We start from the raw sequence: 17379 nt of genomic DNA on the forward strand, positions 1-17379 counted from the left end.
TGTAAACCTCCAAATATTTATATGTATGGTCTGAAAAGATGACTTATCTTTTCAGATATCAACACTAATCTAATAGGTCGGGCTGCTCTTTAACAATTCGATTCCATAATGGTTGAAACTGGAACCAGCCTGCTTCCGTTGTCCCAACCGTATCATAGGTTACACTAGCATTTTCATCATCGATTACAATTGGTTTCCCTGCTGATTCTGCCAGCAATTGGGCCTGGCATGAGCGCTCCATTGTAATAAACCACCAGGCCGCTTCATCGACAGATTGTCCAACTGTCAGTAAACCATGATTTCGCAATATACAGGCCTTTCGATTTCCCAGCGCTTTACCAATCCGTCTTCCTTCCTCTGTGTCTAGGACGACGCCGGTAAAATCGTCAAACAATGAATGATCATTGAAGAAAGCGCAAGCGTCTTGGGTAATCGGATCAAGGAGACGCCCTAATGAAGACCATGACTTGCCGTATACAGAATGAGCGTGTGCAGCAGCAATGACATCTGGTCGTGCTGCGTGAACCTGGGAATGAATCGCAAAGGCAGCACGGTTAACAGGAAATTTCCCCTCTACAACTTCCCCTTCATGGTTACAAAGGATTAAGTCAGATGCTTTTATTTGACTGAAATGCATTCCAAATGGATTCACCCAGAAATGATCTTTCTTTTCTGGATCCCTTGCAGTGATATGTCCAGCGACCCCTTCATCGAAACCAAATTTAGAAAACAAACGAAAGGCAGCTGCCAATTTTTGCTTTAAATGCAGTCTTTCTTCCTCCACATTTGAGAACACAGGCGGTGAATAGCTTAAAACCATTTTTGCCGTCATTCGACATCCTCCCCTTCTTTAAGAATAATAAGAAACCCAGCAGCAAAAAGGATTAACTAATTGATGCCGGGTTATTTTTTAGAATTGATGATATAAAACTTCACCTTTTAGAACTTCATTTCCATTCTGATTCACAGCCTGGACCGAAAAGCGAAGCTTACGATCATTGACTTCTTTTAAAGTGGCTCTCAAAGTAATCACATCATTTAAGAAAACCATCCCTTTAAATCGGATCGAGTAATCCTCAACAAACCCTTCTTCAAAGTAAGGTGTAAAAAGCTTTGCTAAATTCCCCATCGTCCACATACCATGAGCAATAATACCTGGCAATCCAGCTTTTTTCGCTTCATCATCGATGGTATGAATCGGATTAAAATCCCCTGAAGCACCTGCATATTTGATTAAATCAATTCTTGAAACAGGCTCTAATTGAATTTCTTTTATTTCCTCTCCTACTTGTAAATGTGCTAGGGTACTCATTTCGTTAACACCTTCCTCACCGCTTCAGAGATGACCACAGTAGAGGTAGAACTAAACACCGTATTACCGGCTAGATCCTCTCCATAGTTTTCTAACACAAGGAACCCCATATGACCAAAATTCCCTTTTTTCTCCGTGTAATTCTTCACCTCTGAATAACAGAGAATCTCCTCACCAACAAACAACGGACGCTCATAATGAAAGGTTTGTTCACCATGGATTAATCCTATATTTGGAAGATGCAGCCCCTCAATCACACCATAGTCAAAGACTCTAGGAAAGGTTGGAGGTGCAATATTTTTTTTAAAACGAGAATTTTCCCCTGTTTCCTCATCAAAATAGATCGGATGGAGGTCACCAATGGCCTCAGCAAACTTCTTTACTGCTCCTCTTTCCACCACATTTTTAACTTTAATGGACTTTTTGCCAATTTGATCTTTAAACAATTACTCTTCGCCTCACTTTCCCAATTAATTTTTTGGTCCGCCGGCTACATAAATAACCTGACCATTGACAAACGATGAATTTTCATCTGCAAAGAATGCAACCGCATTGGCGATATCTGCAGGTTTACCGCTTCTGCCAACAGGGATATTCGCAACACTTGCTTGAATTAATTGCTCAAACGGAACACCGATTCTTGCGGCTGTTTCCTTTGTCATTTCTGTTTCAATAAATCCTGGCGCAACTGAGTTCGCTGTAATTCCATATCTACCCAGCTCAATCGCCAATGTTTTCGTGAAGCCTTGCAAGCCTGCTTTGGCAGCCGCATAGTTGGCTTGGCCACGGTTTCCAAGTGCGGATGTTGAAGAGATATTGATAATGCGACCATACTTGTTTTCAACCATATACTTTTGGGCAGCGCGTGCAGCATTGAAGGAACCTTTTAAGTGAACATCCATGACAGTCTGCCAATCTGAATCTGTCATTTTGAATAAGAGATTATCACGAATAACCCCGGCATTATTGACTAGAATATCAATGGAACCAAAGGCTTCATACGCCTCTCTTACTGCACCTTCCACCTGTTCAGGATCCGTTACATTCGCAACCTTGGAAAATACATCATAGCCTTTTTCCTTCAGCTCACTTGTTGTTTCTGCTAATGCTTCTTCATTTAAATCAATGAAAGCGACTTTCGCGCCTTCCTCTGCAAAAAGCTCAACTATTCCCTTCCCAATCCCACGGCTGCCGCCGGTAACAAATGCCACTCTTCCTGAAAATCTGCCTGCCATTTTTTCTCCTCCTATACAAAAATAATAATCTATCAATCTTTAGATAGCGCTTACAATCAGATATTAAAAATTTTGACCCACTTTAACATGGCCTTTAATTAAGTTTCTAGCAATAATCATGCGCTGAATTTCATCCGTGCCATCGTAAATTCTCCAAAGTCTTGCTTCACGATACCAACGCTCAATTGGCAGCTCTCTTGTATAGCCCATTCCACCGTGGATTTGCATAACACGGTCAACAACATTATTACCCATATTTGCGCCGTAAAGTTTAGCCATCGAAGCTAAGTGACGGTTATCTTCCCCTTCATCAAGCGTAAACGCTGCATTTAATACCAGCCATCTTGCTGCTTCAATTTCTACTGCTGAATCAGCAATTTGCCATTGAATGGCTTGACGTTCCGCAATTGGTTTGCCGAAAGTTACCCTTTCTTTGGCATAATCAATCGCCATTTGCAATAAGCGTTCCGCCGTTCCAACTGCTCGGGCACCAACCACCCAACGGGCAAAGCCGATCCATTCCAGTCCTAGATTGTATCCCTTGTGTAATTCGCCAAGAATATTTTCTTCTGGTACACGTACATTTTCAAATACTAAGCCGGCTGGTCCCCATTCTCCCATCGTATGTATATACTCTGATTTCCAGCCCATGTCACGGTCGACGATAAAGCAAGTTACACCCTCACGACCTCGAGTAACCTGATGTCTTTCTTTATCTGTAATCGCAATCGCCATAACAAAATCTGCTTCATTTCCACCGGTGATGAAAGTTTTTTCACCATTTAATACCCATTCATTTCCATCTTTCACAGCTGTCATTTTAATATTTTGTGTGTCTGATCCCGCACCTGGTTCTGTCATCGCAAAGCAAGATTTCTTCACACCCTCAATAGTTGGAAGCAAATATTTCTTCTTCTGTTCTTCATTTCCGTAATAAAGGATATTATCCGCAGAACCTCCAAAACTAAAAGGAACGAAAGTCTTGGACACTTCCATTAACACAATCGCCATCATCATTTGACCAAGGTCGGCACCGCCATATTCAGCAGGTGTATTGATTCCCCAAAAACCTGCTTCCTTCGCTTTTAGTTGAAGTTCCTTTAATTTTCCTGGAGGTAGACTTGGCTTTCCTTCTCTTTCATTCCTAAGGACATCATTTTCTAGTGGGATCAACTCTTTTTCTACAAATCTTCGAATTGTTTTTTGTACCATTTTCTGTTCATCCGTTAAACGCAAATGCATACGATCCACTCCATTCCTTTATTCAGAATCTAGATTTTTTGCCGCTAAAAAAGAATATGCCATTATTAGACTAAACATACCTACCGGTTGGTATGTTACTTTTATTTTATTCTGAACTTTCAGTTAAAACAAGTTTTTTATTTAAAAATCTTTATTTTTTTATAAAAATAGGCAAATCAGATCGGTTGGCTGACTTGCCTATTTTAAGTTAAAAAGTACCCGGTTCTGAAAAGATTCTCCAACCATTTTCAGTTTTTTGGAAACTTATATGAACAAATTCATAGGTAAAACTATTCCCCAGCGGAATTTTAATATCAAATTCTTTTTCATTTCCCTTATCTTTCTTCTGTACAATTTCCCCTACATCATAGTTTAGGAAGGAGCCGCCATCAGCATTGGGCTGAATAAACTTATCGAAATATTCAATGATTTGAGCTTGTTCTATAAAAGAGTCTATGGCATTCCCAGTAAAGGAATCTGATAAATAATTCACCAATTTCGCATGGGTATTCAGATCTTTACCAAGATAACGATATTCATGATTATTGATGGATACCGTTTTCATTTTCCCCTCAGGCATATCGCCGCCACTCATAACATACCAATATTTCTTTACTGCCTCTTTTACCTTCAGAAGGACAACTTCATCTTCTAAGCTCCGATATTCTGCATTTAATGGGCCTAATTCGATGTTTGAAATGATGAGATCCATCGTGTTAACGGCAAATTGGATGATTCTATTTCCGTGGTTAGTAGATGACTCCGCTCTTCTAACAAAAAATTGATGCTCTAAATTCTCGCCAATTTTCTCCATTTTTGAATCACTATTCACGACCATATCAACAGGGAAAACCTCGACCGTGAATAGCGATTGCTTCAACTTTTTGTCAGGTGAAATTTCAACAGAAATCGTAAAATGATCATCTTGAATTAACTCACTATTTATTGATAGATAAGGCGCCAGGCTGCGGGGAACACGAATCGTCACATCAGGGTCAGACAATTCAAAGGCAACGTCTGTATTGATCAATTCCTTTTGTCTATTTTCAATTTTCACTTTCAATTGCTCAAAAGTTATTTTTGTTGGAACAACTGATTTCAATTTCATTCCCGTATTTATAGCATCTAGTGCCTGTTCAGGATGATTCGCTTTTAAATGGGAGTCCGCTAAATAATACCAGTAATAGGCAGCATCCGGAACTTCTGATGTCCTTTGCTCATAGTAAGAGATCGCCTTCTGGAAATAAGATGGGTAGTGGTCCTTGTCAGAAATGAAAGTATTTCCACTCCAAACTAACAAATCGATTTTATAAGCATCCGCTATGTCCCGCTTCCACAACGCCAGTCTTGCTATTGGATCATTTTCAAAATGAATCACTTCTAACTCGTGATAATTTAGTTCATTTAAGATTGTTAATTTATCTTTTTCCCATTGATAGATTTCAAGGACTTTTACTTCTGATCCCCCTGTTTGCCAGCCAAGTAAAATTTCCATTTTCCCATCACCGGTTATATCCGATGCACTTGCCCAACTTATTTCAGAACCAGTTCCTTTGGTAGCAAAGACTTTTCCCCAGCCATTTTTACCTTCCTTCAGCAAAAATGCCCCCACTTGATTTTGATGAATAATCGAGCGGTAAAGGACCAACGCTTCATTTTTTTCATCACCATCAAGATCCAAACTTAAAACTGGATCGACACCAACAGGGCCATTTGGGACAGACAGTTCCGTACCTTTAGGCAAATTTCTTTTTGCAATCGAAATTAAATCTTCCTCTTGATTTTCGACCTTTGCTTGGTTTGGCAGTTGAATTAAACTTTCAGGGGAAACAAATAAATTACAGCCAGTAAATAAAAATAAACAAGCTGCAACCGTGGCAGCGAGTTTCCAATTGATTGCTATTCTCATGTGTCCTCCAGAATAATTAATCGATTACAACGGCAAGCGAATGACTGCTGTAGTCCCTATACCTTCTTGGCTTGTTAATAGAAATTGCCCCTGATGAATTCCAATGATTTCATCGACAATGGCAAGGCCCAACCCGCTTCCTGCTGATTTCGACTTCCCTTTATAAAATTTATCCCGAACGAGTTTTAATTCTGCTTTCGCGATTCCAATACCGGTATCGCTTATCGTAATAACAGCAGCATTTTCGTCCTTTTCTAGTCCCACTGTAATGATTCCATCACTTGGAGTGAATTTTAACGCATTATCTAGCAGATTCATCAGCACTTGTTTAATCCGATTTTTATCTGCCATGATTTTTCCGATCGATTCATCGATATTCGTACGAAGCGTAACTCCTTGACGCAAACCTCTTGGTTCTAATTGCTGAATCACCTGGTTAATTAAGACTGGTAAGGTAACTTCATCCAATACTAAAGGAAGCCTTCCAGACGAAAGACTAGAAAAATCAAGTAATTCATTTAACAGCCCATTTAATCGGTCACTTTCGTTTGATATGATTTCAAGGCCATCGCGAAAGAATGGATCCTCGGACATCGACTGCAAGGTCACAGACCAGCCCTTTATCGAGGTTAATGGGGTGCGAAGTTCATGTGAAATCGAAGCAATAAACTCATTTTTTAATTGTTCATGTCTTTCAATTTCCTCCGCCATATAATTTAGCGTCTCTGCCAATTTTCCGATTTCGTCATCCTTTTCTTTAGGAATCCTTGTTGAAAGCTTCCCGGATGCCATTTGCTCGGCTGCTGCCGTAATCACACTAACTGGCTTGGTAATGGTATTGGCTAAAAAGAAGCTCATAATGGTAGCGGTTAAAATAACAATTCCACCAAATGAAACAAGAAATAAAGCATTCTGAGCATATACTTTGTTTACTCCTTCAAGAGAGGTGGTAAATCGGATTGCTCCAATGACGGTGCTCCCCCGTTGTAACGGTTGGGTGACGACTAACACTCGTTCATCATTTATCTCCGTATCCAAATAACCAATTGATCCTAGTAAAGCCGTTTTCACATCCACATAGTCTGAAACATATAAATTCTCATGGTTATGTGTATCAGCAACAATCATGCCGTTTTCATCAATCAATTGTACTTGGGCCTCTACCAAAAATCGAAATTGATCCAAAAGTTTTTCTGGGTCATTATTTAGACGGTCGTCAATTAATTCTTGCTCATTTATGGACGAAAACATCGTTCCTTGATCACGCAATGCCTGCTTTACCCCATCAATATAGTAAACTCTTAAGGCAAAAAGAATCATCGTTTCAAATAATGCAACGCTAAAAATGATTAGGAGCAAATAACTCCAAACCACTCTTCTTTTTATTCCCTTTTTCATGCTCGAATCTCGCACTCTTGAAAACAATAACCAAACCCCCAAATCGTTTTGAGGTAGCTAGGGTTAGATGGCTCATCTTCGATTTTCTCACGTAATCTTCGAATATGAACATCAACTGTTTTGGGGTCACCAAAGTAATTTACTCCCCAAATCTTATCGAGGAGTTCATCTCTTGTTATCGGTTCATTCACACGATCAAAAAATAATTTTACCAATTGGTATTCCCGGGCAGTTAATTTCAAGATCTGCCCTGATTTATATACCCGCTGTGTCTTTGTATCTAACACAAAAGGCCCTTTGTTTATGACATTTGAAGGCTGCTTATCAACCTTTTGCGTTGTTCTCCTAAGCACTGATCTTATTCTTGCAACTAATTCTAATGGATTGAAGGGTTTTACGATATAATCATCAGCACCAAGCTCTAGTCCCATTATTTTTTCCATATCCTGCCCTCGGGCAGATACAATGACAATGGGCAACTCAGGGTAGCTTTCTCTTAATTTTGTACAGATCTCAAAACCGTCTAAATCAGGCAGCATTAAATCTAATATGACTAAAGAAGGTGATTGTTCCTTAACTAGCTGAATAGCCTCTTGCCCATTTCCTGTTTCAATTACCTTATAATTTGATCTTTGCAGGTTAAAAACTATTAACTTGCGAATTGGCAATTCGTCCTCGACCACTAATATCTTAGCCTCTGTCATTCTAATATCCTCACATTTTACTAAAATATAACTCTTCTATTATTTTACATCCTAGTTAAAACTTAGCAAAGTATTTTCTATTGAGGAGTGATTAAGTAAACAAAGGCATTGAGTTTTAAAGCATTAGCCCGCCATTTCCTGCTTCATTTTACTCTGCATCAGATTTTTCAACTGTTTAATCGCCCGATGCTGCGTGGTTTTCACCTTGCTTTCCTTCCAGCCAAGGACTTGAGCTGTCTCTAAAATGGAAAGTTCCTGAATATAGCGAAGAATGATCACACTCTTTTGGTCAAGCGAACATTTTTCTAAACAGTGGTACATGAATTGTTTTTCCTCTAACTGATAAACCATTTCTTCCGGTATTGGTCTTTGATCTTTTATCGGCAAATCCTCTATTTTCAATTTGTTTATAGTTCGTTCTTTCCATCCCTTTTGTTTTCGAAAAAAATCAATCGCTACATTACGAGCGATGGCAATCAGCCATGTTTTCTCACTGCTTTCACCTTTAAACTGTGTATATGATTTTAATACACGGATATACACTTCTTGTACGAGATCCTCTGCCTGTTCCCGGTTATGAACCATGTAAAAAAGGAAATTAAATAATTCGTGATGATATTTTCTATATAAATCATTAAAAATCGTTTCCATATTAACTCTCCATCCTTTTTTGTAGACCTGGTACATTTCATCCTTGGATAAATCATACTTTTATTGGCAATAAAAAGGGTTACAATCCGGTAAACACTTTTTCCAAGTATTGTTACCGTTTTGTAACCTTTTTCCATATTTTCTTTTTGCTATATTATAATGGATATTACTTATAGACAATTTCCAGTAATGCGTTATTCCAAAATACCTTCACATCTTGTACTATATAATTAAATAAAGATTATTCGTTACCGGAGAACAGGAGATTTACATGAAAAAACAGAAACTGGTATTTCTGTACCTGATAGGAAGTTTAATATGGTTATATGGCAGTAATTATCTGCTTACGGAATATATACCAACCTCATATGATTATTATTTCGAACGTGTGAAAGAAATTTTCTATATTCTTTTAACATGTGGATTCTTTTACTTTTTCCTGTTAAAAAAAGAAGAACTTTCTACGACAAAGGAAGAAGAAAGACGGCTTTCGACGTTAATTAATTCAATGGTTGATTTTGTTAACTTCAAGGACGGTGAAGGTCGCTGGATTGAGGCAAATGAATTTGGCTTAAAATTATTTCAGCTTGAAAACGTCGATTATCGTGGGAAAAAGGACTCTGAATTAGCACAATACACAGAGTTTTATGCAGAAGCACTAAAAAATTGTGAAGTATCAGATGAAGAAACCTGGATAAACGGAAAAATTACTCGTTGTGAAGAAGTCATTCCTCTTCCAGATGGTACGAACAAAATCTTCGATACCATTAAAGTTCCACTATTTCAGGAGGACGGAAGCCGGGAAGGGTTAGTCATTATGGGTAGAGATATTACTTCATTAAGGCAGGCAGAAGAACGACTCCTTCGGTCGGAAAAACTTTCACTCGTTGGTGAATTATCTGCTAGTATCGCCCATGAAATACGAAATCCACTTACTTCCTTAAAAGGGTTTGTCCAAATCTTGCAAACCGAAGATCAAAAGCATCAATACTATTATCAAATCATGTTAGATGAATTAAACCGTATCAATCACATTGTTGGTGAACTATTGCTATTAGCTAAACCTCAACATTTTCATTTTTCGAGGCTGCCGATTCAAAAGATCTTAAATGATGTTATATCCCTATTAGGTGTTGAGTCGAGTCTTCATAATGTCCAAATGGACTCTCATTTTCCAGAAGAGGAACTCATACTGGAATGTGAGCCAAACCAACTAAAACAGTTGTTTATCAATCTTATTAAAAATGCCATTGAAGCTTCAAAAAATAATGGTACGGTTTGGATTGGTGTTGAAACTGCCGGAACCGAACATTTATGTATCACCATAAAAGACAATGGCATTGGGATATCAAAAGATCGATTAGATAAAATTGGTGAGCCGTTTTATTCCTCGAAAGAGAAAGGAACAGGGTTAGGTTTGACAGTCAGTTTCAAAATTGTCCAATCTCATAAAGGTACAATCCATTTTGAAAGTGAACTCGGTGACGGGACGACTGTAAACATTGTATTGCCAATAAAACAGGGTCATCCAACTAACTTAAAAACCCTGGATCGAAAATAAGCTCGCCTCATGGTGAGCTTATTTTCTTTGTTCTGTTTTTTATGTAGGCAATGAAAAGGACCATGGAGGGAATGATGATTTGGATTGGCCACTGAATATAAAATGGAACATATTTTAGACCTTCTAATAGATGTTCTGAAAAGTTAGATGCTATCGTTAGAGATGCAATTAAGATGATAAATCCAATTGGGAAAATGAGCTTTCGCTGATTATTAAATTTAAAGATATCCGCGGCTCCTGCAACTGCCGCATAGTAAAAAATAGTGACTTTAAAGAAACCCCCAATCACCAAATAAAGCATAAAAAAGACGTCGAGCCGTTCAATAAATTCAGCAATTTGAATTTTGCTAATTGTGCTTAACAACGGAAAGGTCGATTGAGTAAAAGAATCAACACCCAAGGCCGCAATATTAATGATCGTCGTTAAAGTAATATTAATACCCGCTAGAATCATACCTCCGATACAAACCTTTTTTGCCTTTTTTTGCTCATTCAAAAATGGAAGAAGCATCGTAAAAACGATCATTTCCCCAAAAGGAAAATTAATGGTTTCTTGAAAAGACGTCTTGAAAATTGGTCTCCAGCCATTTTCCAAAATAGGTTGAAGATTTTCTAAATGGATTAAACCTGAAAATAAAATCAGCAACATTCCAATAATTGCTAAAAAGTAAATGATCGCAAAATAGAGCTGGCCTACTCTTGCTATGACTTCAATCCCCTTGTGTATAGCATAGATAATGGTAAGAATCATTAATGTGTTTACAACAAAAAGTGGTGTATTGGTATAGATTGTACTAGTTAACAGATCGCCAAAATCACGCATGACTCTTGTTGCAATGTACATAAAATAAATAATATACAATACCCCGATAATGCTCCCCACGGTTTTACCTAAAATCTTTTGGAGATAGCTTGTAAGGGGCAGGTCAGGGTAGTATACGTATAGTCGGTAATAGATATGAAAGAGCAATATACCAAAACCTAATCCTATCAAAATCGATATCCAAGCATCCTGTTTGGCGCTTGATCCTAAGCCGATAAGAATAGCACTTCCCATCTCAAATAAAACGATCAAGACAAACAATTGTGAAGCATTAATTTTCGCCTTTTCCATAATTATCCTCCCCCTGACCCTGTTTGGAGCAAAGGATTATTTACCAAGGTTAGACCAAAACGGATTTGTTTTGACTCCTTCTCTGCGAATATAGGAGTCCACTTCAACTTTTACTTCAAGGTTTGCAAAGTACTCATTCCAGTTCCATTTTAATTTCTTCCAAAGTTTAGGATTTGCTCGATGTACTCGATCACCAAAGCCAAAGATATCACTTTTTTGTTTTTGTGCAACCTTAACTGTTTTTAGAATTTCTGTTTTAATATTTTCTTCGACCTTTTTTTCGATTTTGGAAATAACCTTTGGATCAGTCAACTCAATCGCAATATTTGCTTCACTTATCCAGCCTTCATTTTCTACATTAATGTGTATGACAGGCTTGCCATCTTTGAAGACTACTGATACTTTTGTCTTTGAACGAATAGGCACCACATTAAGAGCGTTTTTTTTATCCTCCCAATTCACATTAATTTGGGTGCTTTTCACTTTATTTAAAACCCATAACACACCACGAGCATTATTATGATCAATCCATCCTGTCAATTTCCCATCACTAAAAACGGCTAATCCGTCAGCTTGGAGGAAAGCATCTGGTATCGTTTTTTCAAGATTTTTTAGATCTTTTGCTATTTCTTTTTTACCCATTAAAATATATCCTGTTAAAATAGGCTCTTTACCAGTACTGACAATGCCACTTACAAAATCATCAATATTGACCGTGATATCCTCTCCTAGCATGCCTTCATTCGTTTTAATTTGTTTGGTTATTTTATTGACAGGTAATTTTTCTAATATGGTAATGGTAGATAAAATTTCCTCTGCTGTAGAGCCTTTTGCTATCACCAATTCAGTCGTTCTTCTAAATTCCGGATCCCTGCCTAATGAATCAAAAATGGATAAAAATAGGTCTTTTTCTTTTGCAACCTCCTCACTAATTATGACTAAATTAGTGTGTGCATAGTATAATTCCCGAGGAATTTTTTTAGTTACATTTCTTGCAGCCTCAGTTATCGTATTTCCCGTTGCTTTTGCGACAGCGATGGGTGGACCCTGTCCACCACCAAATTGACTGGATGAAACATTTCCTGGGTTTACAAATTGAAATGATACTTGATAACGTTCATTTGTTCCTTTATCGATTCCTAAAGCCATAACGAAGGTCAAGTCAGTCAGTTCTTGTTGATTCCAGCATGCAGTTAGGGAGAAAAACATCAAAATCAACAGCAGGCCTATTATTACTATTCTTTTCATCATGAATCACCATTTTTAGATTGATCATCATTTTGTGCAGGAGGAGGACCTGGCTTTTGATGTTCCCCAGTTCTCACCATATTTCCTTTACTAATGAACATAGGTCTGTTTTTCATTGCCCAAATAGGAAAACGAATAAAAATATCTTGTTGATTTTGGATATTAAACGGTGCCAAAGGCATCATGTAGGGAATTCCGAATGAGCGAAGTGAGCATAAATGGATGCTCATAAACATAAAACCTAACATGATTCCATAAAAACCTAAAATCGTAGCCAATCCCATTAGGACAAAACGAAGTAATCTGGCCGCAATTCCCATCGCAAACACTGGGGTTGAAAAATTGGCAATCGCCGTAATAGAAACAACAATTACCATAACAGGAGATACAAATCCAGCCTGAACTGCCGCCTGTCCAATTACTAAAGCTCCAACAATAGAAACAGCTTGCCCAACCGCTCGTGGAAGCCGTAACCCTGCTTCTCTTAATATCTCAAACGTAACTTCCATGATTAAAGCCTCGACAAATGCTGGGAATGGTACATTTTCACGTTGTGCAGCAATTGCAATCGCCATCGTTGTCGGAATCATTTCCTGATGAAAAGTAGTTGCCGCAATATACACAGCAGGTCCGATAAGAGCAATAAAAAAAGCAAGAATCCTTAATAACCTAATACCTGTTGAAATATCAAAGCGTGAATAATAATCATCTGGTGCTTGAAAAAATTGAATAAATATCGCTGGTGCAGTAACTACAAATGGTGTCCCGTCAACAATGATTGCCACTCTGCCTTCTAATATCTGTGAAGTTACCACATCCGGCCTTTCTGAGTGAAAGGTGGTAGGAAATATGGTCCATGTTTGATCCTCAATTAACTGCTCAACATAACCAGATCCCTGGATGGAATCCATATTGATCCTCTGGAGCCTTTCTTTCACTTCAGAAACAATTTTTTCATTTGCAATTCCTTTAATATACATAATGGCTATATCAGTCTGAGTAACCGTTCCAATTTTCATAGATTCAAGCCATAAATTCGGGCTTTTTATTCTTCTTCGAATTAAAGCTGTGTTTGTTCGAAGTGTTTCTGTAAAAGAATCCTTCGGTCCACGTATTGCTAATTGAGTAGTCGGTTCAGTAATGGAACGTTTTTCCCATCCCTTTGTTTCGATACTAATTCCTTTATTATAGCCATCTAAAAAAAGGATCGTATTTCCCGACAACAAAAAATCAAATACTTGATTCCAATTTATTATGACCTGCAGATTACCTAACCCTACTGCTTTTTCAAGCATCCATTGAAAAAAATCATCATGAGACCCTTTAGTATCTTCTAATAAGGATTCTAAAAAGAAATCACTGATCATTTGATTATCAGCTAGTCCATCAATATATACTGCAACTCCTTTATTTTGACGAACCTTAATTTCACGTAATGCTAAATCGTTACTATTACCTAATTCCATCCTTAAACGAGTAACATTTTCTTGGTAATCTCTTAAAATTGGCAAATCTTCTGGATTTTGCGGATCTTGTTTTTGTCTGTAGTTATCATTCTGTATTCGATTACGTTTCTTTTTCATCATTTTAGACAAAATGGACACAAATTCCGCCTCACTTAATTTATTATCTGTGGTTATTTTGCACGGAACATTCAAGAATATCCAATTTTTACAATAAGTTTTCTTCAATTTAACGATTAACTGGTTTATTTATAACAAAGAATAGAACAAATGCTTTTTGAAGGTGATGTTGAGTGAAACTATTGCTTGTCACGATGTTATTGGCACTGGGATTGTTTTCGGTGATAATCATAATGGATATTCTAATGGGAATAAGTCCAAAAGGAATTATTACAAAAGGTGTAAATCCTTTTCGGGTAATGGAAAATGCGGAATATTTCATATTATTATTGTTTTCCCTTTTTTTTCTTTTTGATATCATTGGGGGATATTTGAATAAAAAGCATAAAAACAACCCTCCCTCTAAATAATCAAAAAAAACTACCTATTACCGAGATGGCAAAGGCAGTTTTTTATGAACTAATCTTATGGTTATGTTTATCATGTGCATCTCTCATTCTTTTCCTTATTAAAAAGGATATTCCGAGGGTAATTCTCCTTTTCCAATTTTTGGGTTTCGATTCTTTTCTTCCGTAAATATAGCGATTCCAAAAATAATAGATGGACTCCTCGAAAACAATAAGTAATAAAGATATAACCGCAATCCAAAACCACATAACTAGACCCCCTTCTTTATATCCTATTCGAAAGAAAAATCAAGATGACCTACTATGTAGTATGTTAGATTTCTAGGAACTGCCTTTTTCATCACATTGGAAAATCAGTTATTACCAGAATTATAACATAAAAGTTGATTATTCTAAATATTTAAACACCAGATTGCTAGTCTGGTGTTTCCTATACAAACTATTAATTAGGATCTTTATAGGTCATCGCTCGTTCGCTATCACTCATACCTTTTGTTGTTGGATCTTGTACAATTCCCATCATCGATAAAAGAATAAATATTGCGTTAACGAAATTTAGTATTGATTGCTGTATCGCTTCGGTAAGCTGAAAATCCGTAATACCTAATGAATTTAATCCAGCTAACACCATTTGTGCCACGATAAATAGTTGAGCAATAAAGGCCATCACCCATTTTCGGTTTTTAAAGCGGACCTTCCAGTTGATCATTCCATCATCCCCTTTATATGCTTCTTTCTAATAACATATGCTTGGACTGAAAATGGTTGTCCGCAAATATCACGCATTTACTTTAAATTCGCAAACAAAATATTTTCCTTCAAAACACAATCATTGGTGTTTTTTAGCTAAAAAATTTATAATGGATAAAGCAAAAATCCTGGAAAGTAAGGAGATCAAATGGAGAGATTGAAGCCCTTTTGGGAAATGGTTGTCCGTTTCTGGAAGAAGAAGCACCTGACACAAATAATCCTATTAATTCTACTAGTTATTGTCCTAATCACAATTGTTTACTTTGGCTGGCTGGCAACGAGAGCAAATGTCCAATCCTTAAAGGAAGGTTTAAGTCAGCCAACCGTTATTTATGATAAGAATGAAGCTGTTGCTACCAATGTCGCCACCAATCGGACAAAAGGTATTAACATTGAGGAACTTCCAAGCCATGTTCCAGATGCTGTTGTTGCGATTGAAGACGAACGATTTTATGAACATAATGGCTTTGATATTAAAGGAATCGCCAGGGCATTTTTTAGTAATTTGTTTGCAGGCGAGATTACCGGCGGCGGCAGTACGTTAACCCAGCAGTTAGCGAAGAACGCTTTGCTCTCACCTGAACAAACCTATAAACGAAAGGCTGAGGAATTATTCTTAGCGGTTAAAATTGAAAAAGTATATGAAAAAAATGAAATACTGCAAATGTATTTAAATCAGGTTTACTTTGGCAGCGGGGCATGGGGAATCGCCAATGCTTCAACAAGATATTATAATAAACCAATCAATCAGGTTACCATTAGTGAGGCTGCCTTGCTTGCTGGACTATTGCAATCCCCTAATTATCTAGATCCTACAAAAAACTATGATTTGGCGATTAAAAGGCGAAATCTGGTCTTAGGGAAGATGAAGGAATTAGGAATGATTTCAGCGGATCAATACGAAACCGCGAAAAACGAAAAAATCCAGATTAATAAAGGCGGAGGTAGTTTTGTTGAGCGCGAATACCCCTATTATGTTGATGCCGTATTAAATGAGGCGATTTCCAAATACGGATTAACACAGGAAGAAATCTTAACAAGAGGATACCGGATATATACGGAAATGGATCAAAACCTGCAAAAAGGACTCGAAAAGGTAACGAGTAATAATGCTCTTTTCCCACGAGGAAAAGCAGGTGAAATCGTACAAACGGGCTCTGTACTAATGGATCCTAGTTCAGGCGGTGTCCTTGCACTCGTTGGTGGGCGCGGAGAGCATGTGTTCCGCGGATTTAATCGGGCAACACAGCTAAAGGCACAGCCAGGATCGACGATGAAGCCGTTGGCGGTTTACACTCCTGCCCTTGAGGAAGGCTATGAATATTCTTCCGAATTAGTCGATGAGCCGACAACATTCGGTAATTATGCACCAGAGAATTTTTCTAAAACATTTCAGGGAAAAGTGCAGATGTACAAGGCTCTTGAAGATTCGTTAAACGTCCCAGCGGTATGGCTGCTAAATGAAATCGGTCTAGAGAAAGGCTTAGATACAGTCAAACGTTTTGGAATCCCTGTGGAAAAAGAAGATAAAAACCTTGCTATTGCCCTTGGAGGAATGAACAAAGGTATCTCACCGCTGCAATTAGCCAATGCCTTTTCCGCCTTTCCAAATGAAGGGAAACGCGCTGACAGCCATTTGATTACAAAAATAGTCGGACCAACAGGTAATATCATCGCAGAACGCGAAGCAGAAAAGACAAAGGTCATTTCAAAAAAAGTTGCCAATGATATGACAGCGATGCTCTTAAATGTCGTAGAATCAGGTACCGGTAAAAATGCTCAGATCCCAGGTGTTCAAATCGCTGGAAAAACTGGTTCAACCCAGCTCCCTTATGCAGATATTAATGGTACCAAAGATCAATGGATGGTTGGTTATACTCCTAATCTAGTAGCTGCGATTTGGATTGGCTTTGACCAAACCGACCGTGAGCATTATTTGCCAAGCAGCAGTTCGAGTAATGTGGTCCCGATTTTCAAGGAAATTATAAAGGAATCCCTTCCCCATTTACAACAGGAAAGCTTTGAGGTTGTTTCGATTAATGATCAGCTTGCTGGTAAAACACAGACAAGAGAAGAAATTAAAGAACAGGCAGACAAAATTGGCAAGGAACTAAATGAAAATGCTCAAAAAATTGGAGAAGTCATTCAGGAACAAGCCCCTGTTTGGAAAAAAGGCCTAGAGGATGCGCTGAATGTTATTGGTAAAGGCGTTGATTCCATTCTTGAAAAACTTCAAGGTTTAAGACAATAGCACGCCACGATAGG

At 37.8% G+C, this 17379-nt stretch carries 15 protein-coding genes; 2 read left to right on the forward strand and 13 right to left on the reverse strand.

What is annotated here, in order from left to right; genetic code table 11:
- Positions 1–64: 64 nt before the first annotated feature.
- From ACWM35_RS00430 to sigX, 9 genes are all read right to left on the reverse strand, one after another.
- A complete protein-coding gene (locus tag ACWM35_RS00430) occupies positions 65–832 on the reverse strand; it encodes a class II aldolase/adducin family protein (protein WP_454814401.1) in 768 nt (255 codons plus the stop codon).
- 78 nt (positions 833–910) lie between these two features.
- The gene (locus ACWM35_RS00435; RefSeq protein WP_454814403.1) at positions 911–1312 is read right to left on the reverse strand and encodes a MaoC/PaaZ C-terminal domain-containing protein; all 402 of its coding nucleotides are present in this window, start codon (positions 1310–1312) and stop codon (positions 911–913) included.
- Complete coding sequence (locus tag ACWM35_RS00440; RefSeq protein WP_454814405.1) at positions 1309–1758, reverse strand: MaoC family dehydratase N-terminal domain-containing protein; 450 nt, start codon at positions 1756–1758, stop codon at positions 1309–1311. The genes ACWM35_RS00435 and ACWM35_RS00440 overlap by 4 nt, the downstream gene beginning before the upstream one ends.
- A 24-nt stretch (positions 1759–1782) precedes the next feature.
- Positions 1783–2547, reverse strand: coding sequence for a 3-oxoacyl-ACP reductase FabG (fabG, locus tag ACWM35_RS00445; RefSeq protein WP_454814407.1), 765 nt, complete (start codon positions 2545–2547; stop codon positions 1783–1785).
- 63 nt (positions 2548–2610) lie between these two features.
- Positions 2611–3789: an acyl-CoA dehydrogenase family protein gene (locus tag ACWM35_RS00450; RefSeq protein WP_454814409.1), complete on the reverse strand. Its 1179-nt coding sequence runs from the start codon at positions 3787–3789 to the stop codon at positions 2611–2613.
- A 208-nt stretch (positions 3790–3997) separates the two neighbouring features.
- Positions 3998–5698 (reverse strand): DL-endopeptidase inhibitor IseA family protein, encoded by a 1701-nt coding sequence (locus tag ACWM35_RS00455; RefSeq protein WP_454814411.1) that lies wholly within the window; start codon positions 5696–5698, stop codon positions 3998–4000.
- Between the two features lie 24 nt (positions 5699–5722).
- Complete coding sequence (locus tag ACWM35_RS00460) at positions 5723–7123, reverse strand: ATP-binding protein (protein ID WP_454814413.1); 1401 nt, start codon at positions 7121–7123, stop codon at positions 5723–5725.
- Positions 7093–7800, reverse strand: a complete 708-nt coding sequence (locus ACWM35_RS00465; protein ID WP_454814415.1) for a response regulator transcription factor — start codon at positions 7798–7800, stop codon at positions 7093–7095. The genes ACWM35_RS00460 and ACWM35_RS00465 overlap by 31 nt, the downstream gene beginning before the upstream one ends.
- 123 nt (positions 7801–7923) lie before the next feature.
- Positions 7924–8451, reverse strand: coding sequence for an RNA polymerase sigma factor SigX (gene sigX / locus ACWM35_RS00470; RefSeq protein WP_454814417.1), 528 nt, complete (start codon positions 8449–8451; stop codon positions 7924–7926).
- A 271-nt stretch (positions 8452–8722) separates the two neighbouring features.
- On the opposite strand from sigX, the gene ACWM35_RS00475 reads away from it, so the two are divergent.
- Positions 8723–10012: an ATP-binding protein gene (locus tag ACWM35_RS00475; RefSeq protein WP_454814419.1), complete on the forward strand. Its 1290-nt coding sequence runs from the start codon at positions 8723–8725 to the stop codon at positions 10010–10012.
- A gap of 7 nt (positions 10013–10019) precedes the next feature.
- On the opposite strand, the gene ACWM35_RS00480 is transcribed toward ACWM35_RS00475, so the two are convergent.
- From ACWM35_RS00480 to ACWM35_RS00495, 4 genes are all read right to left on the reverse strand, one after another.
- Positions 10020–11126 (reverse strand): GerAB/ArcD/ProY family transporter, encoded by a 1107-nt coding sequence (locus ACWM35_RS00480; RefSeq protein ID WP_454814421.1) that lies wholly within the window; start codon positions 11124–11126, stop codon positions 10020–10022.
- A gap of 36 nt (positions 11127–11162) precedes the next feature.
- The gene (locus ACWM35_RS00485) at positions 11163–12374 is read right to left on the reverse strand and encodes a Ger(x)C family spore germination protein (protein ID WP_454814423.1); all 1212 of its coding nucleotides are present in this window, start codon (positions 12372–12374) and stop codon (positions 11163–11165) included.
- A complete protein-coding gene (locus ACWM35_RS00490; protein ID WP_454814425.1) occupies positions 12374–13978 on the reverse strand; it encodes a spore germination protein in 1605 nt (534 codons plus the stop codon). The genes ACWM35_RS00485 and ACWM35_RS00490 overlap by 1 nt, the downstream gene beginning before the upstream one ends.
- A gap of 828 nt (positions 13979–14806) precedes the next feature.
- Positions 14807–15073 (reverse strand): phage holin, encoded by a 267-nt coding sequence (locus ACWM35_RS00495; RefSeq protein WP_454814427.1) that lies wholly within the window; start codon positions 15071–15073, stop codon positions 14807–14809.
- 189 nt (positions 15074–15262) lie between these two features.
- Here ACWM35_RS00495 and ACWM35_RS00500 point away from each other — a divergent pair, with 189 nt between their 5' ends.
- Positions 15263–17365 (forward strand): transglycosylase domain-containing protein, encoded by a 2103-nt coding sequence (locus tag ACWM35_RS00500; RefSeq protein ID WP_454814429.1) that lies wholly within the window; start codon positions 15263–15265, stop codon positions 17363–17365.
- Positions 17366–17379: the final 14 nt, after the last annotated feature.

It is taken from the genome of Neobacillus sp. K501 (genome assembly GCF_053749995.1).